The organism is Antarcticirhabdus aurantiaca, from assembly GCF_009765365.1.
GTDB classification, from domain to species: Bacteria; Pseudomonadota; Alphaproteobacteria; order Rhizobiales; family Rhizobiaceae; genus Antarcticirhabdus; species Antarcticirhabdus aurantiaca.
Genome location: NZ_VTOM01000011.1, coordinates 55779 through 80783, shown reverse-complemented (window position 1 = coordinate 80783; position 25005 = coordinate 55779). Strand labels below are relative to the sequence as shown.

Here is a 25005-nt window from a genome sequence, read left to right as displayed (position 1 = left end):
TCACATCACCTGATAGACCGGCCCCTCGCCTCCCTGCGGGGGCGTCCAGTCGATGTTCTGGTTGGGATCCTTGATGTCGCAGGTCTTGCAGTGGACGCAGTTCTGCCCGTTGATGACGTACGTCTCCTTGCCGTCGTCCCCGACCACCCACTCGTAGACGCCGGCCGGGCAGTAGCGCTCGGACGGACCGCCATAGATCTTGAACTCCGAGGAATGCTGAAGCGCCGGATCCTTCACCCGCAGGTGGACCGGCTGGTCCTCCTCGTGGTTGGTGTTCGAGAGGTAGACCGAGGAGACCTTGTCGAAGGTCAGCACGCCGTCGGGCTTGGGGTACTCGATCGGCTTCTGGGTGGCCGCCGGCTCCAGGCAGGCATAGTCCGGCTTGCCGTGGGGGCGCGTGCCGAAGAAGGACACGCCGAAGAGCTGCTGGGTCCACATGTCGAGGCCGCCGAGGCCGATGCCGAGGAGCCCGAGCTTCGACCAGAGCGGCTTGACGTTGCGAACGGGCTTCAGGTCCCGCCCGATCGGCGAGGCGCGCCACTCCGCCTCATAGGCTTCCAGCGTGTCGTGGCTCCGGCCGGCCTTCAGCGCGTCCACCGCCTTCTCGGCGGCGAGCATGCCCGACCACATGGCGTTGTGCGCTCCCTTGATGCGCGGCACGTTGACGAAGCCGGCCGAACAGCCGATCAGCGCGCCGCCGGGGAAGACGAGGCGCGGCACCGACTGGAAGCCGCCTTCCGTGATGGCGCGCGCGCCGTAGGCGATGCGCTTGCCCCCTTCGAGGAGGCTCGCCACGTCCGGATGCGTCTTGAAGCGCTGGAACTCGCCGTAGGGCGACAGGTGCGGGTTCTTGTAGTTGAGGTGGACGACGAAGCCGACAAAGACCTGGTTGCCGCCCAGATGGTAGATGAAGGAGCCGCCACCGGTGCCGCTCTTCAGCGGCCAGCCGAAGGAGTGCTGAACGAGGCCGGGCTGGGCCCGGCCGGGTGGCAGCTCCCACAGCTCCTTCATGCCGAGGCCGAACTTGCCCGGCTCGCGGCCCTCCGACAGGCCATAGTCGCGGATCAGCTCCTTGGCGAGCGAGCCGCGCACGCCCTCGCCGATGAGGACGTACTTGCCCATGAGCGCCATGCCGCGCTGGTAGGCCGGCCCCTGCTCGCCTTCCCGGGTGATCCCCATGTCGCCGGTGGCGACGCCGACGATGCGGTTGGCGTCGTCGCGGATGAGGTGGGCGGCGGAGAAACCGGGATAGATCTCGACGCCGAGGGCTTCCGCCTTCTCGGCGAGGTACTTGCAGACGAGGCCGAGCGAGACGATGAAGTTGCCGTGATTGCTCATGAGCTTGGGCATGAGCGCGTTGGGCAGGCGCACCGAGCCGGAGGCGCCGAGGAGATAGAAGCGGTCGTCCGTGACCGGCTGCTTGATCGGCGTGTCCTCGCTCCGCCACTCCGGCAGGAGGGCGTCGAGGGCGCTGGGATCGAGGACGTTGCCGGACAGGATGTGGGCGCCGACCTCCGAGCCCTTCTCCAGGACGACGACGGAGAGCTCGGGGTCGAGCTGCTTCAGCCGGATCGCGGCGGCAAGGCCCGCCGGCCCCGCGCCGACGATGACGACGTCGAACTCCATGCTCTCGCGTTCGGGTAGGTCGGCGGTGTCGAGGCTCATGAGAAATCCTGGGCGATCGGCGAAGCTGTCTGGAACCGTCCTAAACGGTAGCGCAGCCTCGATCAAAGGTCGCTTCGACGCGGCTTCGCGTGCGAAGGCGAATGTCGCGCCTGGACACGATGCGCTATGACGGAGCCATGAGCGAGCGGAACGCAAACGAGGCTGTGGCACTGGAGGGGGTGGCGAACCTCCTCGAATGGTATCTCGACTCCGGCGTCGACGCCTTCGTGTCCGAAGCGCCGCGCGACCGTTTCGCCGAAACGCGCGCCGAGGAGGAGCGGCGGGCCGGCGCTGCGGGCGTGCGCCCGCCGCCACCGCCCGCATCGGGTCCAGCCGCCCCGCGCGTTTCGAGAGAGCCCGGCGGCCCCCTCGGCCGCGAGCCTGCTCCGCCCGGCGCCTTCGCGCCGTTCGCGGAAGCGCCCGATGCGCCACCGGCCGAAATCGTTCGCCGTCCCGCCCTGCTCGAGGGCGAGGCCGTGTCGGAAGCGCGCGCCCGCGCGGCGGAAGCCGGCAGCCTGGACGAGTTGGAAGCGGCGCTGCGGCGCTTCGAGGGATCGAGCCTGCGCCTGTCGGCACGGTCCTGCGTCTTCGGCGACGGCGCGGCCGACGCCGATCTCATGCTGATCGGCGAGGCGCCGGGCCGAGACGAGGACATGGCCGGCCGCCCCTTCGTCGGGCGCTCGGGGCAGCTCCTCAACCGCATGCTGAAATCCATCGGCGTCGAGCGCGACGCCGTGCGCGTGACGAACACCGTGCCCTGGCGCCCGCCGGGCAACCGAACCCCGACGCCGGCCGAGACGGAGATCTTCCTGCCCTTTCTCCACCGCCACGTCGAGCTGGTGGCGCCGAGGGTCGTGGTCTGCCTCGGCAATGCCGCGGCGAAAAGCGTGTTCTCCACCGAAGAGGGCATCCTGCGCCTGCGCGGGCGCTGGCTGGAACTGAGCGTCGGGGAGCGCACCATGCCGGCCATGGCCATGCTGCACCCGGCCTATCTCCTGCGCCAGCCCGCGCAGAAGAAGCTCGCCTGGCGCGACCTCCTCGCGCTGAAGGGCCGGCTCGACACGCTCGGCTGACACGCCGGCCGCGGGCGCCGTCACGATATCGACAACGTCGCCGTGCTCAAGGCAGCCTACGGCAATCCAGACAACCAGGGACCGTATGATCCGCAACCTTTCGGCGCTCGCGCCGGCTCTCGCGTTCTGGCTCCTCGCAGCCCTGCCCTCCTTCGCGCAGACCCCGTCCTCCCCCACCACGGCCCCCCCGCCGGCCGCTTCGGTCCCCGCGACGACGGCCGCGGATCTCCAGGCCGTGCGCGATCTGATCGGGCTTCTGCAGGACGACACGCGGCGCGCCGGGCTCGTCGAGGAGCTCCGCTCGCTGGAAGCGGCGATGGCCAGGGGTGGCGCGGATCCCTCGGCTGCGGCTCCCGCTGCGGGCGCGGGCGCGGGCGACGCGCCAGCGGAAGCCTCGGGCGATGCGCCGGCGGCGGCGGGAGACGCCCAGTCGGCCGAGACCGCGGCTCCGACTGATGGCGAAGCGGGTGCCGAGACCCCGGCCGAGGCGGTTCTGTCGGAAGACGGGCTGATCAGCGTCCTGTCGTCGAGCCTCGCCGACACGGGCCGCGACCTGCGCGATGCCGTGGTCGAGGGCGATGTCGAGAAGCGGCTCGTGGATGCAGTCGGCGAGATCGGCGACCGGGCCGGCCGCAGCTTCGGCGGGCAGGCGACGCTCAACTTCCTCGGCTGGGCGCTGCCCGGCATCGCGATCGTCACCGGCCTTCTCGTCCTTCTCTTCAAGAACGGCTGGCTGCGCGAGCGGCGGCGGTTGCGCGAGCCGCCGAAGAAGACCGGCCTCGGCATCGCCGCGGCGGTCGGCCGCAAGGCGCTCTTCGGCTTCCTGCCGGTGATCCTGGCGATCGGTCTCGCGTCGAGCTGGGCCGGTCTCTTCGCGCCGACCTTCCGTGAGGGCCAGCTTTTCCTGGCGCTGTTCTCGCCCCTCTTTGCCGCGCTGATCGTTCGGCAGGTCGGCACCTACCTTCTCCTCAGCCTCGGCCCGTCCCGCGGCTGGCGGCTGATCAGCTATGCCGAGAAGCGGCTTCTGCCCTGGCTCGCCTCGCTGGCGGCGGTCGCCGCGCTGTCGAGCATGCTTCGCGAGTTTCCGGTTCGCGCCGCCATCGGCTTCAACGTCACCGCGGTCGCCGCCTTTCTGGTCGACGTAGCGCTGGCGGGCTTCACCTGCGCCTTCGTCCTGCGCCACCGGCTGACGGTGCGCAGCCTTCTCGTCCACCGGCGCACCCGCCGGCAGAAATACGCCGAGGACGGGTCCAAGGGCTCGGGCATCCTCGACTCGACGCTGCGCTTCTTCGGCGACTACTGGCACGTCCTGGCGCTCGCCTTCATCCTCGCCAACCTCGCCGCGCGCCTGCTCGGCCTCGGCGGCAACGACTTCATCCTGCAGAGCACGACGGCGCTGGCCTGGGTCGTGGCAGGCGTGGCGACGCTGGCGCTCGTCAACGCGCTCTTCCGGCGCGCTGCGCTCAACCAGAAGAAGCGCCCGTCGCTGCGCCGCGCCCTGATCGGCCGCTACCTCGACATCCTGCACGTCGTCCTGCAGATCACCGTCGCGGTCTACGTCGCGCTCCAGGCGATCGACGTCTGGGGTTTCGACCTGTCGGCCTGGCTCGCCTCGGAGAACGGCCAGCGGATCGTCCGGCCGGCGACCTCGCTCGTCCTCATCCCCGCCGTGATCTACGCGATCTGGGTGACCATCGACACGATCATCGAGCACGCCATCAGCCCGACGGACAGCCGCGGGCGCGTGCGGGCCCATTCGGGCCGGGTGCGCACGCTCCTGCCGCTGATCCGCAACCTCGTCTTCGTGGTGCTCTCGGTGATCGCTGTGATCGCGATCCTCGCCAATATCGGCGTCGACGTGACCCCGCTGCTCGCCGGTGCCGGTGTCGTCGGCCTCGCCTTCTCCTTCGGCGCGCAGCAGCTCGTCCAGGACGTCATCACGGGCTTCTTCATCATCTTCGAGGACACCATCGCCATCGGCGACACGGTGACCGCTGGCGACAAGAGCGGCGTCGTCGAGGGCATGACGATCCGCACGCTTCGTCTGCGCGACGGCAACGGCGCCCTGCACTCGATCCCCTTCAGCCAGATCAAGGCGCTGCAGAACTCCTCGCGCGGCTACGGCGTCTTCGGCATCACCGTCGCGATCGCCTACGGCGCCGACGCCGACAAGACGATGGACATCATGCGCGAGGTCGGCGCGGAGCTGCAGAGCGATCCGCGCTTCGGCCGCGAGATGCTGGCGCCCATCGAGATCTGGGGCGTCGACGGCTTCTCGGCCGACGGCGTGACGATCAAGGGCGCGCTACGCTGCCTGCCGCTGCAGCAATGGGGGGTCGGGCGCGAGTTCAACCGGCGCCTGAAGAAGCGCCTGGACGCGGCCGGCATCGAGTTCCAGAACGCCGAGCAGCGCCTCCGAATCGACGGCGCCGCCCAGCGCCTGGGGCCACCCGCCAACAATCCGGGACCCGTGGCGGCGGCGCAGCCGGCGGAGTAACGGCGCGTCATCAAAATTGTCCCGTCCGGTCGCAATTCGGCCGGACGGCGACGGCATGGCGGCGGTATGGACCGAGGCAGACGGGCAGAGGCGCGATGGGAGGTCGCGGAGCTGCCGCCCCCTTGCTCTTCGCCTCGAAGGATTGTCGGTCATGCCGATGTCGCGGACGCTCCTGCCGATCTTCGCGCTGCTGCTTTCGACCTATTTCCTCATGGCCGGGGCGGGTCTGCAGGGCATCCTCCTTCCCGTGCGCGGCTCCATCGAGGGCTGGTCGCCCTATCAGATCGGCTGGATGGGCACGGGCTACGCCGTCGCCTTCACGGTGGGCTGCCTCGTCGTGCCGCGCATGGTGCGGCAGGCGGGCCACGTGCGCACCTTCGCGAGCCTGGCGGCGCTCCTGGCGATCGGCATCTTGCTCGCGGGCATCATCGTGCACCCGCTCGCCTGGATCCTGTTCCGCGCCCTGTCCGGCTTCTGCCTCGCGGGCTGCTACACGATCGTCGAGAGCTGGCTGAACGAGCGCGTCACCAACGAATCGCGCGGGCTCGTCTTCTCCGTCTACATGGTGGTGACCATGGCAGGCATGATGGCGGGTCAGTACGTCATGCCGCTCGCCCGGCCGGAGGTCGAGCTGCCCTTCATGCTCTGCGCGATCCTGTTCGCGCTCGCGGTGATCCCGACGGCGCTCTCGCGCGCCCAGACCCCGGCGCCGATCGCGACCGTGAAGCTCGACATCGGCATGCTCCGGCGCAACTCGCCGGTGGCGGTGGCGGGCGTCGTCCTGTCGGGCGTGCTGTCGGGCGCCTGGGGCAACATGGCGCCGGTGCTCGGCCGCGAGGTGGGGCTCACGACGACGCAGATCGCCACCCTCCTCGTCGTCACCATGGCCGGCGGCATCGTCTTCCAGATCCCGCTCGGGCGCATGTCGGACCGCATGGACCGCCGCTACGTGCTCACCGCCGCCGGCCTTCTAGGCCTCGCCGGCGCCATCGCCGGCACCATGGCGGAAGGGCGCGGCGCGCTCTTTCTCTTCGGCGTCGCCTTCGTTCTGGGCGGGATCATCTATCCCATCTATTCGATCGCCGTCGCCCACGCCAACGACCACGCCCGCTCACAGGATTTCGTGAAGGTCGCCGGCGGCCTCCTGATCCTTTACGGCTTCGGCACCATGGGCGGGCCGCTGCTGGCCGCCGAACTGATGGAGCGCGGCGGTCCGGCCGGCCTCTTCCAGCTCATGGGCGTGGCGAGCGGGGTTCTGGCACTCTACGCCTTTTATCGGACCTTCCGCCGGCAGGCCCCGCCGGCGGAAGCCCGCGCCGACTTCAAGGTCGCGCCGCTCGCCAAGGAGCAGACGCCGACCTCCGCGACGCTCGATCCGCGCGCGGCCGACGCGCTGGCGGAGAACGAGGCGGCCGCGGCGAGCGAAGCGGAAGCGGTGCGGCAGCTCGCCTGAGACGGCGGAGCGCCCGGAAAAACCCAGGCCACTCGCCTGCTTGCGGAGACGGGTGGCGCCGCGCCCTGGCCGATGCTGCGTCACGCTCCTCGAGAGGATCGGCCGCCACTCGTCAGGCGCCCTCGTTCGCGCCCCCGACGCGTGTCACGCGGTCAGGGCCGGCAGATCGTCGTGTTGTCGGGATTGCGCAGCAACTCCCGGTAGACGCGCCCGTCGGGACCGATGCCCTGGTAGATCGCGCAGTTCCGGGCGTCGTATTCGATCCGCGCGTCGCGATATCGCAGATGGGCATCGACGGCCTGGAACGCCGTGACCTCGGCGCTGGCCAGCATGTCGTTCCCGTAAGACTGCGAGGCTCCTCCGGCCGGGAGCATGTCGTTGCCGTAGGGCCGCTCGATGCGGGTCTGTGTGCAGGCCGACAGCGCGATGCCGACGACCAGGATGCATATCGCTCGCAAGAGTTGTCTCCGTTGTCCGTTTCGGCGACGTATCTGGGCGGCCCGCTCCGGAAGTGAAGCCGGGAAACGATCTGCCACGGCTCGCGGCGAAGCAGGCTGCGCAGCGGCGAAGGATGGCGGCGTCCGTCGCGGCCTCGCCGTTCAGAGCGGGAGCCTCCTTTGCGGCGTGGCTCGCCGAGACTGGATCCCACCGGTCGCTTCAGAACGAAGCGGGCGGCCCTTTCGGACCGCCCGCTTCTTACCCTGAAATCGTCGATCCTGGCCTCAGGCCTCGCCGATGCGACCGCCACCCTGGCGGGTGATGGCGATCACCGAGGGGCGGGTCGGCAAGGCGTCGTCGAAGTCCGGCCAGCGCGTGGAGAGGTCCTCGTAGTAGGACAGGCGGCCGAAGCCCTCCCAGTCGTCGCCGCCGTCGCCGGGGTGCTGGACCGCGACGAAGGCGGTGGCCATGTCGTCGAGGATCAGGGGACCGCACATCTCGGCGCCGACCGGCACGCGGAAGAAGAGCTTGGATGTGCCGCGCGCCTCGCCGTCCGTGTCCACCGCCCAGAGGCCGTCGGTGCGACCCGTGCCAGAGGGCGAGTTGCCGTCGGTGGAGACCCAGAGGCGGCCTTCGGCGTCGACGGCGCAGTTGTCGGGCATGCCGAACCAGCCGTTCTTCGTCGTTTCCGTCGAGAAGGTCGCGCCGACCTCGGCCACCGAGGGGTCGCCGCACTTCAGCAGCACTTCCCACTTGCCCGTCGTGGCGGTGAAGTCGCCGTCGTTCTCGGCGATCTCGATGATGTGGCCGAAGGCGTTCTTGGCGCGCGGGTTGGCCGCGTCGACCTGCTCGTCCTTGCGGCGTGTATTGTTGGTCAGCATGACGTAGACGCGGCCGTTGCTGCCGTTCGGCTCGATGTCCTCCGGGCGGTCCATCGGCGTCGCCTCGAGGAGATCGCCGGCGCGGCGCGTCTCGATGAGGACGTCGGCCTGCGAGTTGAAGCCGTTGGCGGCGGTCAGCGGGCCCTCGCCGTGGACGAGCGGCAGCCAATCGACCGTGCCGTCCTCCTCGAACTTCGCGACGTAGAGCGTGCCCTCGTCGAGGAGGTCCATGTTGGCGGCGCGGTCGTTCGGGTTGTAGGTCTTGGCTGTCACGAACTTATAGACGTAGTCGAAGCGCTCGTCGTCGCCGAGATAGAAGACGACGCGGCCGTCCTTCGCGACGATCGATTCGGCGCCCTCGTGCTTGAAGCGGCCGAGCGCGGTGCGCTTCTTCGGAACCGAGTTCGGGTCCATCACGTCGACTTCGACGATCCAGCCGAAGCGGTTGGCCTCGTTCGGCTCCTTGGCGACGTCGAACCGGTCGTGGAAGTTGCCCCAGGCATAGGTGCCCTCGGGGATGCCGAGCCGCTTGTAGTTGGCGGCTTCCGGATGATCGGCGGGCAGCTCGCCCATGAAGTAGCCGTGGATGTTCTCCTCGGCCATGATGTAGGTGCCCCAGGGCGTGACGCCGCCGGCGCAGTTGTTGATCGTGCCGAAGACCTTGGTGCCGCTGGGGTCGGCGTTCGTCTTCAGGCGGTCGTGACCGGCGGCCGGGCCGCGCAGTTCCATCTCGGTGCCGGCGGTGATGCGGCGGTTGAGCTTGCCGTCGGTGACGACCTGCCACTTGCCGGCCTCGTCCTTGCGGATCTCGACCACCGTGCCGCCATGCGCGGCCATCTCGATGTCGACGCGCTTCTGGTCGGCCGGAGCGATCTGCAGCTCCTTGACCATCTTGGTCGCGTCGTCCTCGTCCGGCTTCTCGACCACCTGGACGATCCCCGGGAACATCAGGTGCTCGTTGGTATACTCGTGGTTTATATTACTTCAAAATGTGTCCGCCAGCTTACGCCCCCCTCTGAAACCGAAGCTTAGCAGGGGTGCCAGCGCCTTCGCCGTTCGCGTTTTCAGGCCATGATGTCCGCGGACACTTTTTTCGGACTGTCGAAGCGGACATGCACCGATACGGGGAAATCGGCACCGAAGCATCAACCTCAAGGTTTGAGATCGAGGGGTAGTAGAACTCAAATTCCACTATATACAACGGTGCAGCCGACGCTGGCATTTAGGTGACATAGGACGGTAGCAGCGCGGGGCCGCATCACTTCTGGACCATGTGCAGCCTTCTTGCCTTTTCGCAGTTACGACCTGCCTTGCCTCCGCGGCCGTCGCGCAGGTCACGACGATCTACCCGCTCGACCGCACCACGCTACTTGTCGGCTCGCCCTTCGTGATCTTCATTGGCGCCGGGCCTGGATCGTCGATCGGCCACGCGACCGGCGGGCAGGTCGACCTCTTCGCCGGGATCGGCTTCGTCGTTGTTTTCGCGGGCGCCTCCACCATCATGGGCATCGAGCTCTTCGGCTCCGGCAAGGCCGTCTACATCGCGACCGGCTGCTTCCTCGCCAACGTCTTCAGCGGCCAGTCCGGCATCTGCCTGTCTCAGCGTGTCGGCGTGCCCAAGATCGACCACGGATTGGTGCCCCTCGCAAGCGCGTCCCGCGTGGGCGGCCCGCAGTCAATTCAGTTCGGCAAGAGCGGCGACCGGCCGGCTTGCCCTCTCCGGGATGCCCGGCTGCGGCGTCGAAGGTTTTGGCGGATCATCGGGAGACCCTGCATTGTCCCCAGCGATCGAAACACACGGAGAGACCCATGAGGAACCTCGTCTTCGCCGCGGCCGCGTTCACGGCCATCGGCACCTTCCCGGCGGCTGCGGCCGGATGCGGCATGATGGAACAGGCGTCGGCAACGGGGACGGCGCAGGCCACGTCCGCCGCCGACGGCATGATGTGCGGCGGCGCGTCCAAGGCGGCGGCGTCCCAGTCCATGCCCGGGCAGACGACGCCGGGGCAGTCGGCGGATGCGGCGGGCGGGTGCCCCTGCTGCGCGAAGATGGCGTCGATGAAGATGCCCGAACCGAAAGACGGCGCGATGCCCGGCATGGAGATGCCCGCAAGTCCGCCGGCGTCCGGCCAGTAAGCCGCCCGGGCGCCGCGTTCCCGACGCGGCGCTCCCTCGCTCGCAGGGGCGCACGCAGCCTGTTGCGTCATCCCGCCGCCCTTAGATCCAACGCCGGACGGCGCTTCGGTAGGCGGCATATGCGGGCCCGAACGAGCGTTCGAGGAGGCGTTCCTCGTCCCGTACCTGGACCTCGCAGGCGATCCAGAAGGCGAGCGCGCAGGCGACCACCGCCAGGCACGGCACGGCCACCGCCAAGCCAGCCGCCATCGCGAGCATCCCGAGGAACACTGGGTTGCGGGACAGCCCGAACAGGCCCGTCGTGACCAGGTGGTCGGGGGCTTTCTCCGGCACGCCCACACGCCAGCGCCGTCCCATGCTTCCCCGCGCGGCCAGCGTCAGGACCTGCCCGCCGACGGCCAGCGCTAGCCCCGCCAGGCGGACGGCGGAAGCCTCACCCGCCAGCGGCTCGAAAAGCCTCGACGTGCTTCCCGCGGCGTGGAGACCGAGGGCGAGGGCGGCCCCGGCGATCGAGGCGCCGAACAGGACGCGTGCCAGCCGCTGCCGGAGGCTCCTTCCGAAGCCGTGGGCACGTCCCCCGATCTCCCGGGACGTGCGGCGGGTGGCGAGCACGAGCCACGCCACGGCGACGGCGAGGACGATCGCCGGACCGAAGCGCAGGACGTCCTCGACCGCGGCGCTCATCGTGGCTTCCAGGCGAGCAGCCGCATGGCGTTGGCGGTGACGAGGACGGTCGCGCCCGTGTCGGCGAGGATCGCCGGCCAGAGACCGGTGATGCCGAGGACGGTGGTGACGAGGAACACCGCCTTCAGCCCGAGAGCGATCGCGATGTTTGCGCGGATGTTGCCCATGGTGGCCCTGGACAGGGCGATCATGTCGGGCACGTCCCGCACGCGACCGTGGAGCACCGCCGCGTCCGCGGTCTCCAGCGCCACATCGGCGCCGCCGCCCATGGCGATGCCGATGTCGGCCGCGGCGAGCGCCGGGGCGTCGTTGATGCCGTCGCCGACCTTGGCGACCACGAGGCCCTCGGCCTGGAGCTCGCGCACGATGCGCTGCTTGTCCTGCGGCAGGAGCTCGGCCCGCGCCTCGATGCCGAGGCCGCCTGTCACCGCCTCCGCCGTCGTGCGGTTGTCCCCGGTCAGCATGACGGTGCGGATGCCGGCGGCCTTCATGGACGCGAGAGCTCCCCTCGCGTCCGGCCGCGCCTCGTCACGCATGGCGATGTAGCCCGCGACCGCGTCCCGCGCGAGCACGACCGACACGGTTTTGCCGCTGGCGTTCAGCGTGGCGATCGCGGCAAGGTGCTCCTCGCCGAGCGGAGCGAGGCGTCCGGCCGCCTGCGGCGATCCGAGGAACACCGCCTCGCCGCCGACCTTGCCCTCGACACCTTCTCCGAGGACGGCGTTCGCGTCGAAGGCGGGCGGCACCGGAGCCTTGTCGGCCTTCGCCCGGTCGAGGATCGCCAGCGCCAGCGGATGGCTCGATCCCTTCTCCAGCGCCGACGCGAGCGACAGGACGTCCCGCGCCGGGCGACCGACCGCCACGACGTCGGTCACGACGGGCTTGCCCACCGTGAGCGTCCCCGTCTTGTCGAAGGCGATCGCCGTGACCTTGCCGAGGGTCTCCAGCACCACGCCGCCCTTCATCAGGAGGCCGCGCCGGGCGCCCGCCGACAGGCCGGCCGCGATGGCGGCGGGCGTCGAGATGACGAGCGCGCACGGGCAGCCGATCAGGAGGATGGCGAGGCCCTTGTAGATCCATTCGTTCCAGTCCGCGCCGACGGCCAGCGGAGGCACCACGGCGACGAGGAAGCCGACCGCGAGGACGGCGGGCGTGTAGACCTTGGAGAAGCGGTCGATGAAGCGCTCCGTCGGCGACTTCGGCTCCTGCGCCTCCTCCACGAGGCGGACGACGCGGGCGATCGTGTTGTCGGCAGCCGCGGCGGTCACGCGCACCCTGAGGACGGAGCCCGCGTTGACGGTGCCCGCGTAGACGGAGTCACCGACACCCTTGCGCTTTGGCACGCTCTCGCCCGTCACCGGCGCCTCGTCGACCTCGCCGGAGCCTTCGACGACCGAGCCGTCGGCCGGGATGCGGTCGCCGGGACGCACGAGGATGGTGGCGCCGACCGCAAGGCTCTCGGCGGGCACCTCGGTGGTCTGGCCGTCCTTCTCGACGAGCGCCATCTTCGGCACGAGGGCGGTGAGGCCCTGGATGCTCGCCCGGGCGCGGCTCGCCGCCAGCCCCTCCAGCATCTCGCCGACGAGGAACAGGAGCACGACCGTCGCCGCTTCCTCCTCGGCCCCGATGAAGACGGCGCCGATGGCGGCGATCGACATCAGCGTCTCGATCGAGAACGGGGTGCCGAACCGGGCCGCCGTGATCGCCCGCCAGGCAACGGGGACGAGGCCGACGGCGAGCGCGGCGAGGAACGCCGGACGCTCCAGCGAGGGCGCGAGGTGCCCGAGGACGTAGGCGGTGAGCAGAGCGGCGCCGCAAGCAGCCGTCAGCCGTGCCTTGCCCGTTCGCCACCAGGGCACGCCGACCTCGACGGGGTCGTCGTGCGAGTGGCCCGCATGGTCGTGGCCGTCATGGTCGTGCTGCTTGTCCGGCGCCGGGTTCGCTCCGACCGCGGTCTCGGCACCGTAGCCGAGGTTCCGCACCTTCCGCGTGACCGCGGCAGTGTCGAGGTCCTCCGCGTGGCGGACCTTCACCGTGCCCGTCGACACGGAGACGGTGACATCCTCGACACCCGGCAGCCGTCGGATTGCAGTGTCGACCTTGTTGCCGCAGGCCGCGCAGTCCATGCCTGTGACCCTGAAGCGGCTCTCGCCCGTCACCGTGCTCATGGCGCTCTCCTTGCATCGTTTCCAGGAGAGGCCTACTTTCTCTAGTGGCTAGAGGAGCAAGCGGAAAATGACGGGCGGCGTTCCGATCGGCGAGGCCTCGCGGGCGAGCGGCATCAAGGTGCCGACGACCCGCTACTACGAGCAGATCGGCCTCCTGCCGTCCCCACCGAGGACGGAAGGCAACCGCCGCCTCTACGATGCGGCCGACCTGCAACGCCTGCGCTTCATCCGGCACGCACGCGAGCTAGGCTTCGAGATCGAGCCGATCCGCGAACTCCTGACGCTGGCCGGGGAACCGGACCACCCCTGCGAGAGCGCGGACCGAATTGCGGCGGCGCACCTCGCGGACATCGACCATAAGATCTCCCGGCTGACAGCGCTGCGCGCCGAGGTCGCCCGCATGACGGACTGCTCGAACCACTCGGTCGCCGAGTGCCGGGTGATCGAGGTGCTCGGCGACCATGGCGAATGCCTGCACGAGAGGCACTGATCCGCCGCTCGCGGCCCCGCCCCTCTCGCCTTGTTAAGACCGGAGACTACGCGGGCGTCATGTGCCGTTTGGCGCGTCCCGCGAAATGGCACAGGCCCAGCGCCGACGGCGGGAGCTGTGCCGCTCGCGCTGAAGGAAGCCCAGGCGGAACTCCCCGTCCTCGCTGCCCGGTTGGCGGCCGCACCGCGTGTCGTCGCCTTCCTGCGCGAAGGCGTGGCACCGCTCGCGAGGGCAAGACGTAGCTCGACAGGGATTATGGTTCGTCGGATACATCGCCCATGGACACGACCGTCCCCTGGACCGCACGCAGCCGCCCTGCCGCCTTCGGGAGCGGTGCCCTGATCGGCGCCCTCGGGGGGCTGATCGGGCTCGGCGGGGCCGAGTTCCGGCTCCCGCTGCTCATCGGTCTGTTCCGCTTCGCGGCGCTGGAGGCCGTGATCCTGAACAAGGCCATGAGCCTTGTCGTCGTTGCCACGGCCTTGCCGTTCCGAGCCGGGACGGTGCCCTTCGGCCAGATCACCACGCACTGGCCCGTGGTTGTGAACCTCCTCGCCGGGAGCCTCGTCGGGGCGTGGCTCGGGGCGGGCTGGGCGACCCGTCTCCGATCGGAGACCCTGTACCGGGTGATCGCCGTCCTGCTGATAGCAATCGCTGGCGTGCTCCTCATCGGGCACGAGATAACCGCGGAGCAGCCGCTGTTCACGGGGACGGCCCAGGTGGTGGCGGGCGTGGTCGCCGGGTTCGGGATCGGGGTGGTCGCATCGCTCCTCGGCGTCGCCGGCGGCGAGCTTCTGATCCCGACGCTGGTCCTCCTGTTCGGCGCCGACATCAAGCTCGCCGGGAGCCTGTCGCTGGCCGTGAGCCTGCCGACGATGGTCGTCGGCTTCACCCGCTACAGCCGCGACCAGAGCTTCGCCGTGCTCGGGCGGAACCGGGCGTTCCTGCTCGTCATGGCCGCCGGCTCGATCGTCGGGGCGTTCATCGGGGGACGACTGCTCGGCATCGTCCCGGACGCGGTCCTGCTGCCCGCGCTTGCGGCCATCCTCCTGGTGTCGGCGTGGAAGGTCTGGCGGCATAAGTGAGGTTGCGTTCACTGCGAGAACGGACGCGGCGCATGTCCCGCGGCACCCGGTCGGCCAGCGGGAACTTCAGCCGACGACGACACCAGCACGCTTGAATATTACAACGATGTTTGCAATACAGCAGGGATGAACGACGACTCAGCCGTTGCCGCCTTGTCCGCCCTTGCCCATGCCGACCGCCTCGCGGCCTTCCGGATGCTCGTCCGTGCCGGCCCGAACGGCATGGCGTCGGGGGAGATCGCCGAGGCGCTGTCGATCCCACCGACCCGGATGAGCTTCCACCTCGCTTCGCTTGAGCGCGCCCATCTCCTGCGCTCGTGGCGGGACGGACGCCGCATCCTCTACGCCGCGAGCTACGACGACATGCGTCAGCTCCTCGCCTTCCTCACCGAGGACTGCTGCTCCGGCAACCCGGAGATCTGCGGAAACCTCGGCGACGCCTTCGCTTCCACCTGCGCCCCGGAGACCTGCCGATGAGTGCCCAGCCCTTCAACGTCCTGTTTCTCTGCACGGGCAACTCCGCCCGCTCGATCCTAGCCGAGAGCATCCTGCGCAAGGACGGCGCCGGACGCTTCAACGCGTTCTCCGCGGGAAGCCAGCCCAAGGGAGAGGTGAACCCCATGGCGCTGGAGGTGCTGCGCGAGTTCGGCTACCCGACCGACGGCATGCGCTCGAAGGCCTGGGACGAGTTCGCGACGCCCAGCGCGCCGATCATGGATTTCGTCTTCACCGTCTGCGACCAGGCAGCGGGCGAGGCCTGTCCAGTCTGGCCGGGCCAGCCGATGACGGCCCATTGGGGCATCGAAGACCCGAGCAATGAAGACCGCGGCGAGATATGGAGCCGGGCCGCCTTCACGCAGGCCTTCCGCTACATGAAGAATCGCATCTCCGCCTTCACTGCCTTGCCCGTCGAGAGCCTGGAGCGGACCCGTCTAGTCACGCAGGTGCGAGCGATCGGCCAGCTTGAGGGCGCCTCGTTCCGCCCGTCAGATGTAGCCTGAGGCACCACGATGACCGTCACGATCTACCACAACCCCGCCTGCGGCACGTCCCGCAACACGCTGGAGATGATCCGCCGGTCCGGCGAGGAGCCGCAGGTCATCGAGTACCTGAAAACGCCTCCCTCCCGCGAGACGCTGACCGAGCTCCTCGACTCCATGGATCTGCGACCGCGCGACATCCTTCGCGAGAAGGGCACGCCCTACGCCGAGCTCGGCCTCGACGATCCACACCTCTCCGACGAGGAGCTGCTCGACGCGATGATGGCCCATCCGATCCTGATCAACCGCCCGATCGTCGTCACGGACAAGGGTGTGGCCCTCTGCCGCCCCTCCGAGAAGGTACTGCCGCTCCTCGACAACCCGGTCGCCACCTTCACGAAGGAGGACGGGGAGACCGTCGGAGGCTCGCAGGCATGACGCTGCGGCTCGTCGCGGACGCCGTTGCCGATCCCGTCGACCTTCTCGGCCTCCTGTCCGACGCGGGTTTGCCGACGGAGGACGTGACGGAGCCCGGCCGGGTGTTCCTGCGCTACTCCAACGAGGGCGGCGAGTTCGTGGGGATCGGGGGCTTCGAACCCCTCGGTGCCGCCGTCCTCCTGCGATCCATCGCCGTCGTTCCCGAGCACCGCGGGCACGGCGTCGGCGGCGCAATTACGACGGACCTGATGGAGCGCGGCCGCGAGCAGGGCGCGGCCGACGCGTTCGCCTTCACGACCGGGGAACGGACCTTCCTGGCGGCGATCGGCTTCCGGCGCGTCGAACGGACGGAGGCACCAGCCGCGGTGCTGGCAACCCGGCAGGCGTCGGGCCTGTGTTCGGCCTCGGCCGTCCTGTGGCGAAAGGACATCGCCTGATGACGGATCCCACCGCCTTCAACCTGCCGAGCGCCGATTTCGACCAGCTTCGCCCGATCGATGGGGAAGCGCTCGCCGGCCCCGGCGCCCCGACGCACCCGCCGCGCATCCTCGTCCTCTACGGCTCCATCCGCGAGCGGTCCTATTCCCGTCTCCTGTCCGAGGAGGCCGGTCGCCTGCTGCGCTGGTTCGGCTGCGAGGTGCGCACCTTCGACCCCCGCGGCCTGCCACTCCCTGACGGGGCGGAACCCGACCACCCGAAGGTGAAGGAACTGCGCGACCTCGCCGACTGGTCCGAGGGCATGGTCTGGGTCAGCCCGGAGCGCCACGGGGCCATGACCGGGATCATGAAGGCGCAGATCGACTGGATACCGCTGGCCCTCGGCGCCAAGCGTCCGACGCAGGGAAAGACCCTCGCCGTCATGGAGGTGTCCGGCGGCTCGCAGTCCTTCAACGCCGTGAACCAGATGCGCATCCTCGGCCGCTGGATGCGCATGGTCACGATCCCCAACCAGTCGTCGGTGCCGAAGGCGTTCCTCGAGTTCGACGAGGCGGGGCGCATGAAGCCGTCGGCCCTCTACAGCCGCGTCGTCGACGTCTGCGAGGAACTGGTGAAGTTCACCCACCTCGTGCGCGGTCGCTCGGACTACCTCACGGACCGCTACTCCGAGCGGGTCGAGAGCGCCGAGCAGCTCTCGACCCGCGTCAACCAGCGCACCCTCTGATCCTCCTGTCCCCGGACCGTCCATGCTCGCCCTCGCGATCTTCATCGCTACCCTCGTTCTCGTCATCTGGCAGCCCCGGGGCCTCGGCATCGGGTGGTCGGCACTCATCGGCGCCGCGGTCGCGCTGGCGACCGGCGTCGTCGGTTGGGGCGACGTCGGGACGGTCTGGGAGATCGTGTGGGACGCGACGTTCACCTTCGTCGCGCTGATCGTCATCTCGCTCGTCCTCGACGAGGCCGGGTTCTTCGCCTGGGCGGCGCTCCACGTCGCCCGCTGGGGCGGGGGCAACGGGCGGCGGCTGTTCCCGCTCGTCGTCCTGCTGGGCGCGACGATTGCCGCCGTCTTCGCCAACGACGGGGCCGCGCTGCTCCTCACCCCGATCGTGCTCGCCATCCTCCTGCGCCTCGACTTCCCGCCCTCCGGGGCGCTAGCCTTCGTCGTCGCCTGCGGGTTCGTCGCCGACACGACCAGCCTGCCGCTCGTCGTGTCGAACCTCGTGAACATCGTCACCGCGAATTTCTTCGACGTGTCCTTCGGTCGCTACGCCGCGGTGATGGTGCCGGTGAACCTCGTCTCGCTGGCGGCGACGATCCTCGTCCTGTGGGCATACTTTCGGAAGGACATCCCGGCGACCTACGATGTTGGACGGCTCGAGGTGCCCGGCAGCGCGATCCGTGACCCGGCCGTGTTCCGCGCCGCGTTCCCACTCCTTGGTCTTCTGCTCGTCGCCTACTTCGTGACGGGGCCGCTCGGCGTGCCGATCGCGTTTGTCACCGGAGCCGCCGCCCTCGTCCTCATGGCGGTCGCGGGACGGTGGTTCTCCGGCGGTCGCGGTGCGGTGGTCGACCTGCCGAAGGTCCTGCGCGGGGCGCCGTGGCAGATCGTCCTGTTCTCGATCGGCATGTACCTCGTGGTCTACGGCCTCGGGAACGCCGGGCTGACCGACATCGCGGCGGGTGTCCTGCGGTGGCTTGGCGAGCAGGGCACGTTCATCGCCACCGTCGGCACGGGCTTCGTGGTGGCGGCGCTCGCCTCCGTCATGAACAACATGCCCGCGACCCTCGTCGGCGCTCTCGCCATCGACCGGGCGGACGTCGCGCCTCTGACTCGCGAGCTGATGGTCTACGCCAACGTCGTCGGCAACGACCTCGGGCCGAAGCTCACGCCTATCGGATCGCTCGCGACCCTGCTTTGGCTTCACGTCCTCGCGGGCAAGGGACAGCGGATCACGTGGGGCCAGTACATGCGGGTCGGCCTCGTTTTGACCCCGCCCGTGTTGCTGGCGACGCTCATCGCGCTGTGGATCTGGCTTCCGGTCGTCTCGTGAAGCCACGTTGGCAGGTCATCTCGGCGCTAGGGGTCTTCCAGATCCTGGCTTGGGGATCATCGGTCTACCTTCCAGCCGTGCTGGCGCTTCCGATCTCGCAGGACACAGGCTGGCCCCTGCCATGGGTTGTCGGCGGCGTCAGCGTCGGCCTCCTCGTCTCGGCCGCGGCCTCTCCCCAAGTCGGCGCAACCATCGCCGCGCGCGGCGGGCGTCCGGTTCTGGCGCTGGGGGCCGTGCTGCTGGCGCTCGGACTCGCCGTCCTCGGCCTGTCACCGAACCTGCCCATTTTCCTCATGGGATGGATTGTCGTCGGTTCAGGCATGGGCATGGGCCTCTACGACCCGGCCTTCGCCACGCTCGGCCGCCTGTACGGGTCCGATGCCCGGTCAGCCATCACGACCCTGACACTATGGGGCGGGTTCGCCAGTACGGTCTGCTGGCCGCTGTCTGCCTTCATGGTGGATCACGTGGGCTGGCGCGGCGCATGCCTCGCCTACGCCGTACTCCACGTCTGCGTCACACTTCCGTTGGCCCTGCTCTTCATCCCCAACGGCTCGGATCCGGCCGCCACATTCGGGCGGCGTGACGCGCCCCTCGCGCCCCTCGCGCCGTTGGCCGGAGAACGCCGCGACTTCCTGCTGCTCGTCGGGGTCCTCGTCCTGTGCAGCACGATCTTCGGGCTGGTCTCCGTTCACCTCTTGACGCTCCTCCAGGCCCGCGGAGAGACGCTGGCAGCGGCGGTGGCGTTCGGCGCGATGGTCGGCCCTTCGCAGGTCGGCGCTCGCGTCCTCGAGATGGCTGGGCGCGGGCGACACCACCCGCTGTGGACGATGCGGGCTGCCGTAGCGCTCACAGCCGTCGGCGTCTGCGCCCTCGCCTTCGACATCCTCCCGGTCGCCGCGGCCATGGTGTTCTACGGGGCGGGTAACGGCATCCTGTCCATCGCCCGCGGAACCGTGCCGCTGGCCCTGTTCGGACCCGGCGGCTACGCGAGCGTCATGGGAAGGCTGGCGCGCCCGGCGCAGGTCGCGCAGGCGCTGGCGCCAACCGTCGGGGCGGTGCTTCTTGCCCACATGGGGTCCAACGCGACGCTTCTGTTCCTCGCCGCCCTGTCGGCGGCCGCGATCGGGGTGGTGTCGTTCCTTCGCGAGCGAAGGTCGGCCGCGGCAGCCGGAGGGGAGCTGGTTCAGGCGGCATCTAACGGAACTATGACAGCCAGGCTTAGCTTGATTTCCGTAAACACTGAGACTGGAGAAGCAAGCATGCCCCCAACCGAAACGGCGCCGATACCGCCTCAGACAACGGACCAGAACGACCTCAAGGAGGCACGCGAGCGCCTCTTCCAAGACAGTAACCTATCGGACGACGAGTCGACCAAGCAACGTGAGATCGGGGACGAGCCCAACGAGAAGCAGCCAATCAGCTCCACGATCCCTCCCGTCAGAACGGATTGATCTGCCGGTCGTTCACGAATCGAGTTGCCCCGTGAGGTTTCCACCACGGTCTCGTCCGGGCTCCCACGCCAGGGATGAAGCTCCAGGGGCTTTGCATGACGTGCGGGCAGACGGCTGTCATGCGGGGTCGGCGCGAGCCGCAACACCCTCAGGTGGATAGCAAAGCCCGAACATGGCTGGAACTCACATACCTCCTGGGTGACGAATATGCGCGACCAGTCGTGCTGAAAGCTCAGTAAGGCGCTGAGCGGGCACAGTCTGCTTTGATCTCCGGCAGCCTGTGCCCTCACTGTCTCTTCGAAGTAGGCTTAGTTAATGGCCTCCGAACAGGCCTCTAAGTCCAGCAGGAGCGGAGTTCGGGAGGAATGTCGTGATACGAGCCACCTGCGCGTCGAGGCCTGCCCGTTCAAGCTGAACGACGCTCAGTCCGTGACGATCTCGTTCGCCTGTGGAACTCCAAGACGAGCAGCCGTCTCGACGGTGATCTGGCAGACGGCCAACGCCAGCATCTGGCCTCCCGGCGCGGAGGTCGAGGGATCGGCCGTGCCCTGGGAGGTGGTCACCGTCTCATTGCTCTTGTCCGGGGCGGCCGTAGTGCCCTCGGCCGCTGCTTCGGAAGCCGCCATGTTTCCCCGGGATTTGGGATCGAGGCCGCTCTCCTCCATCTTTGCAGCGGACATCTCGACGACAGCGGCCTGATCGAGTTCGCAAGCCTCGGCCGCGAGGGCGGTATCCACCTGCACAGCGGCGCCGTCCACGTCGATATAGACCTGATCCTCCGTGACCATGGCGGGCGCGGAGGCCTTCTCCTGAGCGCCGAGGGCCATCGTTGATACCAGCAGGATCGCCGTGACCGCAGCGAGGTTCGCGATGCGCATGAGTGTTCCTTTGTCCGGGGTCGGCCGAGAGAGTTCGGGCATTAGGGAGGTCCAGGCGCCTCTCGGCGCCCGGACTGTTGATGTTGCCGGAATCACGCGATGACTGCGCTGTCCTCACGGCGGATCGCAACGATGGCCGACCGAGGCAGGCCTTGACCGTCCGGCCAGGAGCCGCCCGGGTGCTGGATGCCGACGAAGATCGAGCGACGGTCGGCAGAGAAGGTCATGCCCGTCACTTCGCACCCTTTCGGACCGGTAAGGAAACGCGCGATCTCCCCGGTGGCCGGGTCGCCGACGAGCATCTGGTTGTTGCCTTGGCCGGCGAAGTCCTCCTCGTTGCTGTCATCCCCGTCCGTCTGGATCCACAGGAGGCCCTTGGAGTCGAAGATCATGCCATCGGGCGAGTTGAACATGTTGCCCTCGGTGACGTTCGGAGATCCACGATACGGTCCCTCGGCATTGACCGCGGGGTTCCCGGCCATGACGTAGAGGTCCCAGGTGAACGTCGGGTCTGCGTGGTCCTGGTTGGCCGGATACCAGCGCACGATCTGGCCATAGCCGTTCTTTGCGCGCGGGTTGGGGCTGCCCTCGATGGGCACCATGGTATCGCCGCCCGCGTTGGTTGCCTCTGCCGCGCGACGTGAGTTGTTGGTCAGCGCGCAGAATGCCTGGATCGCGTGAGGGTGGATCGCAACCCATTCGGGCCGGTCCATGGTCGTGGCACCGACGGCCGAGGCGGCCTGCCGGGTGTGGATGTGGATCATCGCCTGGTCCATGCCGGTGGCCGTGGGCGTGAGCGCCAGCCATTCGCCGGACCCGTCCGGATCAAAGCGGGCCACGTAGAGCTGGCCGTTATCCAGCAGCGTGTCGGTGTTCTCACCGGGGATGTAGCGGTCGTTCGAGACGTATTTGTAGAGGAACTCGCCCCTTTCATCGTCGCCGAGGTACACGACAACGCGGCCATCGGGCGCGAGCGTAACGGCAGCGTTCTCGTGCTTGAAGCGGCCGAGCGCCGTGCGCTTCACCGGAGTCGAGTTGGGGTCGAGCGGATCGATCTCGACCACATAGCCGTGTCGGTTGGGCTCATTGGGTTCGGAGGCGAAGTCGAAGCGCTTGTCGAACTTCTCGTAGGCGTAACCCGACTCGAGTGCGATGCCGTAGCGGTCGAAGCCCTCGGGCAAACCCAGCTCGGGGTTGGTCGAGCCGAAGTAGCCGTTGAAGTTCTCTTCGCAGGTCAGGTAGGTGCCCCACGGCGTGCGGCCGGCGCCGCAATTGTTGATCGTGCCGAGAACCTGGACCCCGGCCGGGTCCGCGGAGGTTTGGAGCAGCGCATGACCCGCGGCCGGGCCCGAGATCCGCATCGGCGTGTTGTGGTCGATGCGACGGTTGTACTCGCTGTCGACCGCGATCGCCCACTCGCCCGAGGCATCTTGGATAAGCTCGGCGATGGTGACGCCCTGAGCGGCTTGGGCGAGTTGCACCTCCTCGAGAGAGGTGGGCAGCACCTCGTAATCCATCGCCGCGGCCTTCTCCTCCTCGGTGGTCGCAACGGCGGCCGCGGCCTCGGCCTCGGCGGCCATGCGCTGCGCGACTTGGGGGAGCAGCACGTCGAGGTTGGTATATTCGTTGTTCACCGCAAGGATGTTGCGGTTGCCCGCGAAGAACATCTCCATGCCGTCGGTGTTGTCGCCCGCGGCACGACGCTGTGCGTCAAGCGTGGTGCCGTTGGTCGCGTCGAAGGCAGCCGCATTAGAGAAGAGCGGATCGCCCCAACGAAGCAGGACCTGCTTGGTGAATCCTTCGGGAACGTGGACTTCGAAGTCGGTCGCCGTAGGGATCGGGGCGAAGCCGAAGCGCGAGGTCGCGGCCGCAGTCTGCGCAATGGCTGAGGCCGTGTTCAGGAGACCCATCGCTGCCGCACCGGAGCCCACCGCCAGCACGCCACCAAGGAAGGCCCGGCGGGACATTGCGGCCTCGACGACACGGTCGAAGTCCACTGTTTCGGCGGCGGGACGGTTGCGCTCGTCGAGCGCGTCCCAGTTCATCGGCCTGCGGTTGAAGATGTGCATGGCTGACTCCATTGTCGGCGGCTGGCTGGTCTGTTGTCAGGGTTCACTTAAGGAAGCTGGATGACGGCCACGTGACAGATCTCTCGGCAAAGATCCGCCGCCGTTGCTCGGACGATCAGAATGCCAGGCAGGAGCGACTTCAGGTCGCGATTGGCGCCCCACGCAGGAGGGGCCTCCGAGAAGGCGTCATCAGGATCACAGCCCTTGTCACCTTCAAAGCTGTTCGCCGCCCAGTCCAAGCAAACGATATACAAGCCCACGGACCTCGCCTGAATTGACCCGCCGGGCTTGGACCCCCAGCTTTTGGCTGCGGTCGATGCCAACACGACGATCGAGGGCTGAACCTTCGCCGTTCCCGACCTCTGGTGCCCGGCCGGGCTGATGGACGTCGGGATGGAAGAGCTCGATGCGCAGAGTTGGGCGGAGCTGTGCGCCTCCGCTCACACCGGGCCCGCCGCTGTGCGGCTGTGCGCATCCCGCTTCAGGGAACGGCCTCTTCGCTCGGCTGGGATCCGTCCAGTTGCCTTTCACGACGACCCGCCGACCTACGCGGCCATGCTCGACAGGGAGGGAGAGCACCCGATCGCCTGCAAAAGCAGGATCGGGCACCTGTACGAAGATGCAGAGGAGCTCGGCGTGCCCATGCTGTCGAGCCGGATGGTTCGCTCCTCCCAACCGATCAATGCACGCGATCGGACGATGGTAGTGACGTTCGAGTGCGCTCACCTGAGGCTGAGTGACTTCAGGTCATCCGTGCACTCTGCCGTGCCTGCACAGCCAAGAGGCTTCCGTGCAAAGATAGGTAAAGAAATGGTTGTCGAATAGCCGATTCCCCTGAGCGACGTGGTTTGCAGGCGTGCACGGCACTTTCCAAGGCATCGAACCATTTCGGACAAAGCGACGTTTATCGCTGTTTTACAGTGACTTACACCGTCATCAGATCGTCGCCGTTATGTCATACATGGTTCACCGCACCCCGTTAGACGGAGGCGGAACCAAGGCCGCACAGCAGCGGCCACCCCGTTCCGGTTCGCAACGAAACTCCTGAAGGAGCTGACCCGTGTCCCTTTCGAAGATCGCCGCGCTTTCGCTCGGCACCGCCGCCATGCTCGTTGGTGCGGCGAATGCGCAGAGCCGCGACAATATCCAGATCGTCGGTTCGTCCACGGTTTTCCCCTACACGCAGGCTGTCGCCGAGCAGTTCGCGAACCAGGGCCAGTTCAAGGCTCCCGTTGTCGAGTCCACCGGCACCGGCGGCGGAATGCAGGTGTTCTGCTCGGGCGTCGGCGCCCAGACGCCGGACATCACTGGCGCCTCGCGCGCCATGAAGAAGTCCGAGTTCGATCTCTGCCAGCAGAACGGCGTGACGAACGTCACCGAGGTACTCCTCGGCTACGACGCCCTGTCGCTTGCCAGCGCTCAGGACGGCCCTGACCTGAACGTGACGAAGGCGCAGCTCTTCCAGGCCCTCGCGGCGGAAGTCGAGGTTGACGGCGAGATCAAGGCCAACCCCTATAAGGCCTGGAACGAGATCGATCCGTCGTTGCCGGCCGAGCCGATCCTCGTCTATGGCCCCCCGCCCACGTCCGGCACGCGCGACGCTTGGGTCGAGCTGGTCATGGTCGAGGGCTGCGGCGAGTTCGCCGCGATCGAGGCTCTGGAGGACGACCGCAAGGACGAGGTCTGCGAGCGGATGCGCACCGACGGTGCCTTCGTCGAGGCGGGCGAGAACGACAACCTCATCGTTCAGCGCCTCGAGGCCGACGCGAAGGCATTCGGCATCTTCGGCTACTCCTTCCTGTTCGAGAACCAGGACAAGCTGAAGGGTGCCGCCATCGGTGGTGTCGCGCCCAGCGAGGAGACCGTAGCCTCGGGTGAGTACGGTGTCTCGCGTCCGCTCTACATCTACGTGAAGAACGACCACCGCAACGCCATCCCGGGTCTTAACGAGTTCCTGACGGAGTATGTCAGCGACGAGGCCCTCGCCACCGGGGGCTACCTCGAGGAGCGCGGCCTCGTTCCCCTCAAGGAAGATGAGCTGGCCAAGGTCCGCGAGGCGGTGACCAACGGGACGGCGATGTCGGCTCCGCAGAGCTGAAAACCAAATCGGCTTGAGCATGCCCCGTCGAC

The 25005-nt window shown here is 68.4% G+C and carries 20 protein-coding genes and 2 pseudogenes; 15 read left to right on the top strand and 7 right to left on the bottom strand.

What is annotated here, in order from left to right:
* Positions 1–1665: an electron transfer flavoprotein-ubiquinone oxidoreductase gene (locus tag FZN60_RS14470; protein WP_158874206.1), complete on the bottom strand. Its 1665-nt coding sequence runs from the start codon at positions 1663–1665 to the stop codon at positions 1–3.
* Positions 1666–1802: 137 nt separating this feature from the next.
* On the opposite strand from FZN60_RS14470, the gene FZN60_RS14465 reads away from it, so the two are divergent.
* From FZN60_RS14465 to FZN60_RS14455, 3 genes are all read left to right on the top strand, one after another.
* Entirely contained in the window at positions 1803–2738 is a 936-nt protein-coding gene (locus FZN60_RS14465; RefSeq protein ID WP_199266566.1) for a uracil-DNA glycosylase, read from the top strand.
* An 85-nt stretch (positions 2739–2823) separates the two neighbouring features.
* Positions 2824–5235 carry a mechanosensitive ion channel family protein gene (locus FZN60_RS14460; RefSeq protein ID WP_158874205.1) on the top strand — a complete coding sequence of 804 codons (2412 nt, stop codon included), beginning with the start codon at positions 2824–2826 and terminating at the stop codon, positions 5233–5235.
* Between the two features lie 151 nt (positions 5236–5386).
* Positions 5387–6688 (top strand): MFS transporter, encoded by a 1302-nt coding sequence (locus tag FZN60_RS14455; RefSeq protein WP_158874204.1) that lies wholly within the window; start codon positions 5387–5389, stop codon positions 6686–6688.
* A 152-nt stretch (positions 6689–6840) separates the two neighbouring features.
* Here FZN60_RS14455 and FZN60_RS14450 read toward each other — a convergent pair whose 3' ends face one another.
* Together FZN60_RS14450 and FZN60_RS14445 are read right to left on the bottom strand one after the other, a co-directional pair.
* Positions 6841–7146, bottom strand: coding sequence for a hypothetical protein (locus FZN60_RS14450; RefSeq protein WP_158874203.1), 306 nt, complete (start codon positions 7144–7146; stop codon positions 6841–6843).
* A 264-nt stretch (positions 7147–7410) separates the two neighbouring features.
* A pseudogene (locus tag FZN60_RS14445) lies at positions 7411–8985 on the bottom strand (PhoX family protein); the annotation flags it as partial.
* A 409-nt stretch (positions 8986–9394) separates the two neighbouring features.
* On the opposite strand from FZN60_RS14445, the gene FZN60_RS29290 reads away from it, so the two are divergent.
* Positions 9395–9820: a hypothetical protein gene (locus FZN60_RS29290; RefSeq protein WP_158874202.1), complete on the top strand. Its 426-nt coding sequence runs from the start codon at positions 9395–9397 to the stop codon at positions 9818–9820.
* On the top strand, positions 9817–10143 hold the full coding sequence (locus FZN60_RS14435) for a hypothetical protein (protein WP_158874201.1): 327 nt from the start codon (positions 9817–9819) through the stop codon (positions 10141–10143). The genes FZN60_RS29290 and FZN60_RS14435 overlap by 4 nt, the downstream gene beginning before the upstream one ends.
* 81 nt (positions 10144–10224) lie before the next feature.
* On the opposite strand, the gene FZN60_RS14430 is transcribed toward FZN60_RS14435, so the two are convergent.
* Both FZN60_RS14430 and FZN60_RS14425 read right to left on the bottom strand, forming a co-directional pair.
* The gene (locus FZN60_RS14430) at positions 10225–10827 is read right to left on the bottom strand and encodes a methyltransferase family protein (RefSeq protein ID WP_158874200.1); all 603 of its coding nucleotides are present in this window, start codon (positions 10825–10827) and stop codon (positions 10225–10227) included.
* Positions 10824–12995, bottom strand: coding sequence for a heavy metal translocating P-type ATPase (locus tag FZN60_RS14425; protein WP_158874199.1), 2172 nt, complete (start codon positions 12993–12995; stop codon positions 10824–10826). The genes FZN60_RS14430 and FZN60_RS14425 overlap by 4 nt, the downstream gene beginning before the upstream one ends.
* A gap of 67 nt (positions 12996–13062) precedes the next feature.
* On the opposite strand from FZN60_RS14425, the gene FZN60_RS14420 reads away from it, so the two are divergent.
* From FZN60_RS14420 to FZN60_RS14380, 9 genes and pseudogenes are all read left to right on the top strand, one after another.
* Complete coding sequence (locus FZN60_RS14420) at positions 13063–13485, top strand: MerR family transcriptional regulator (RefSeq protein ID WP_158874198.1); 423 nt, start codon at positions 13063–13065, stop codon at positions 13483–13485.
* Positions 13486–13763: 278 nt separating this feature from the next.
* Entirely contained in the window at positions 13764–14567 is an 804-nt protein-coding gene (locus tag FZN60_RS14415; protein ID WP_158874197.1) for a sulfite exporter TauE/SafE family protein, read from the top strand.
* 126 nt (positions 14568–14693) lie between these two features.
* Complete coding sequence (locus FZN60_RS14410) at positions 14694–15044, top strand: ArsR/SmtB family transcription factor (protein WP_158874196.1); 351 nt, start codon at positions 14694–14696, stop codon at positions 15042–15044.
* Positions 15041–15568 (top strand): arsenate reductase ArsC, encoded by a 528-nt coding sequence (locus FZN60_RS14405; protein WP_158874195.1) that lies wholly within the window; start codon positions 15041–15043, stop codon positions 15566–15568. Before FZN60_RS14410 ends, FZN60_RS14405 begins: the two co-directional genes overlap by 4 nt.
* 9 nt (positions 15569–15577) lie before the next feature.
* Entirely contained in the window at positions 15578–15985 is a 408-nt protein-coding gene (gene arsC / locus FZN60_RS14400) for an arsenate reductase (glutaredoxin) (protein WP_158874194.1), read from the top strand.
* On the top strand, positions 15982–16422 hold the full coding sequence (locus tag FZN60_RS14395) for a GNAT family N-acetyltransferase (RefSeq protein ID WP_158874193.1): 441 nt from the start codon (positions 15982–15984) through the stop codon (positions 16420–16422). Before arsC ends, FZN60_RS14395 begins: the two co-directional genes overlap by 4 nt.
* On the top strand, positions 16422–17147 hold the full coding sequence (gene arsH, locus FZN60_RS14390; protein WP_158874192.1) for an arsenical resistance protein ArsH: 726 nt from the start codon (positions 16422–16424) through the stop codon (positions 17145–17147). The genes FZN60_RS14395 and arsH overlap by 1 nt, the downstream gene beginning before the upstream one ends.
* Before the next feature lie 22 nt (positions 17148–17169).
* Positions 17170–18474, top strand: a complete 1305-nt coding sequence (locus tag FZN60_RS14385) for an arsenic transporter (RefSeq protein ID WP_158874191.1) — start codon at positions 17170–17172, stop codon at positions 18472–18474.
* Positions 18471–19628: pseudogene (locus FZN60_RS14380) on the top strand (MFS transporter); the annotation flags it as partial. The gene FZN60_RS14385 and the pseudogene FZN60_RS14380, both read left to right, overlap by 4 nt.
* 722 nt (positions 19629–20350) lie before the next feature.
* Here FZN60_RS14380 and FZN60_RS14375 read toward each other — a convergent pair.
* Together FZN60_RS14375 and FZN60_RS14370 are read right to left on the bottom strand one after the other, a co-directional pair.
* Entirely contained in the window at positions 20351–20806 is a 456-nt protein-coding gene (locus FZN60_RS14375; RefSeq protein WP_158874190.1) for a hypothetical protein, read from the bottom strand.
* A 92-nt stretch (positions 20807–20898) separates the two neighbouring features.
* Positions 20899–22875 (bottom strand): PhoX family protein, encoded by a 1977-nt coding sequence (locus FZN60_RS14370; RefSeq protein ID WP_158874189.1) that lies wholly within the window; start codon positions 22873–22875, stop codon positions 20899–20901.
* A 1105-nt stretch (positions 22876–23980) separates the two neighbouring features.
* Here FZN60_RS14370 and FZN60_RS14365 point away from each other — a divergent pair.
* Positions 23981–24973, top strand: a complete 993-nt coding sequence (locus tag FZN60_RS14365) for a substrate-binding domain-containing protein (RefSeq protein ID WP_158874294.1) — start codon at positions 23981–23983, stop codon at positions 24971–24973.
* Positions 24974–25005: the final 32 nt, after the last annotated feature.

What these genes read in the sequence shown, in the direction of transcription:
- FZN60_RS14470 (WP_158874206.1), bottom strand. Translation starts at nt 1,665, where the DNA reads ATGAGCCTCGACACCGCCGACCTACCCGAACGCGAGAGCATGGAGTTC.
- FZN60_RS14465 (WP_199266566.1), top strand. Translation starts at nt 1,803, where the DNA reads ATGAGCGAGCGGAACGCAAACGAGGCTGTGGCACTGGAGGGGGTGGCG.
- FZN60_RS14460 (WP_158874205.1), top strand. Translation starts at nt 2,824, where the DNA reads ATGATCCGCAACCTTTCGGCGCTCGCGCCGGCTCTCGCGTTCTGGCTC.
- FZN60_RS14455 (WP_158874204.1), top strand. Translation starts at nt 5,387, where the DNA reads ATGCCGATGTCGCGGACGCTCCTGCCGATCTTCGCGCTGCTGCTTTCG.
- FZN60_RS14435 (WP_158874201.1), top strand. Translation starts at nt 9,817, where the DNA reads ATGAGGAACCTCGTCTTCGCCGCGGCCGCGTTCACGGCCATCGGCACC.
- FZN60_RS14430 (WP_158874200.1), bottom strand. Translation starts at nt 10,827, where the DNA reads ATGAGCGCCGCGGTCGAGGACGTCCTGCGCTTCGGTCCGGCGATCGTC.
- FZN60_RS14425 (WP_158874199.1), bottom strand. Translation starts at nt 12,995, where the DNA reads ATGAGCACGGTGACGGGCGAGAGCCGCTTCAGGGTCACAGGCATGGAC.
- FZN60_RS14420 (WP_158874198.1), top strand. Translation starts at nt 13,063, where the DNA reads ATGACGGGCGGCGTTCCGATCGGCGAGGCCTCGCGGGCGAGCGGCATC.
- FZN60_RS14415 (WP_158874197.1), top strand. Translation starts at nt 13,764, where the DNA reads ATGGACACGACCGTCCCCTGGACCGCACGCAGCCGCCCTGCCGCCTTC.
- FZN60_RS14410 (WP_158874196.1), top strand. Translation starts at nt 14,694, where the DNA reads ATGAACGACGACTCAGCCGTTGCCGCCTTGTCCGCCCTTGCCCATGCC.
- FZN60_RS14405 (WP_158874195.1), top strand. Translation starts at nt 15,041, where the DNA reads ATGAGTGCCCAGCCCTTCAACGTCCTGTTTCTCTGCACGGGCAACTCC.
- arsC (WP_158874194.1), top strand. Translation starts at nt 15,578, where the DNA reads ATGACCGTCACGATCTACCACAACCCCGCCTGCGGCACGTCCCGCAAC.
- FZN60_RS14395 (WP_158874193.1), top strand. Translation starts at nt 15,982, where the DNA reads ATGACGCTGCGGCTCGTCGCGGACGCCGTTGCCGATCCCGTCGACCTT.
- arsH (WP_158874192.1), top strand. Translation starts at nt 16,422, where the DNA reads ATGACGGATCCCACCGCCTTCAACCTGCCGAGCGCCGATTTCGACCAG.
- FZN60_RS14385 (WP_158874191.1), top strand. Translation starts at nt 17,170, where the DNA reads ATGCTCGCCCTCGCGATCTTCATCGCTACCCTCGTTCTCGTCATCTGG.
- FZN60_RS14375 (WP_158874190.1), bottom strand. Translation starts at nt 20,806, where the DNA reads ATGCGCATCGCGAACCTCGCTGCGGTCACGGCGATCCTGCTGGTATCA.
- FZN60_RS14370 (WP_158874189.1), bottom strand. Translation starts at nt 22,875, where the DNA reads ATGCACATCTTCAACCGCAGGCCGATGAACTGGGACGCGCTCGACGAG.
- FZN60_RS14365 (WP_158874294.1), top strand. Translation starts at nt 23,981, where the DNA reads ATGCTCGTTGGTGCGGCGAATGCGCAGAGCCGCGACAATATCCAGATC.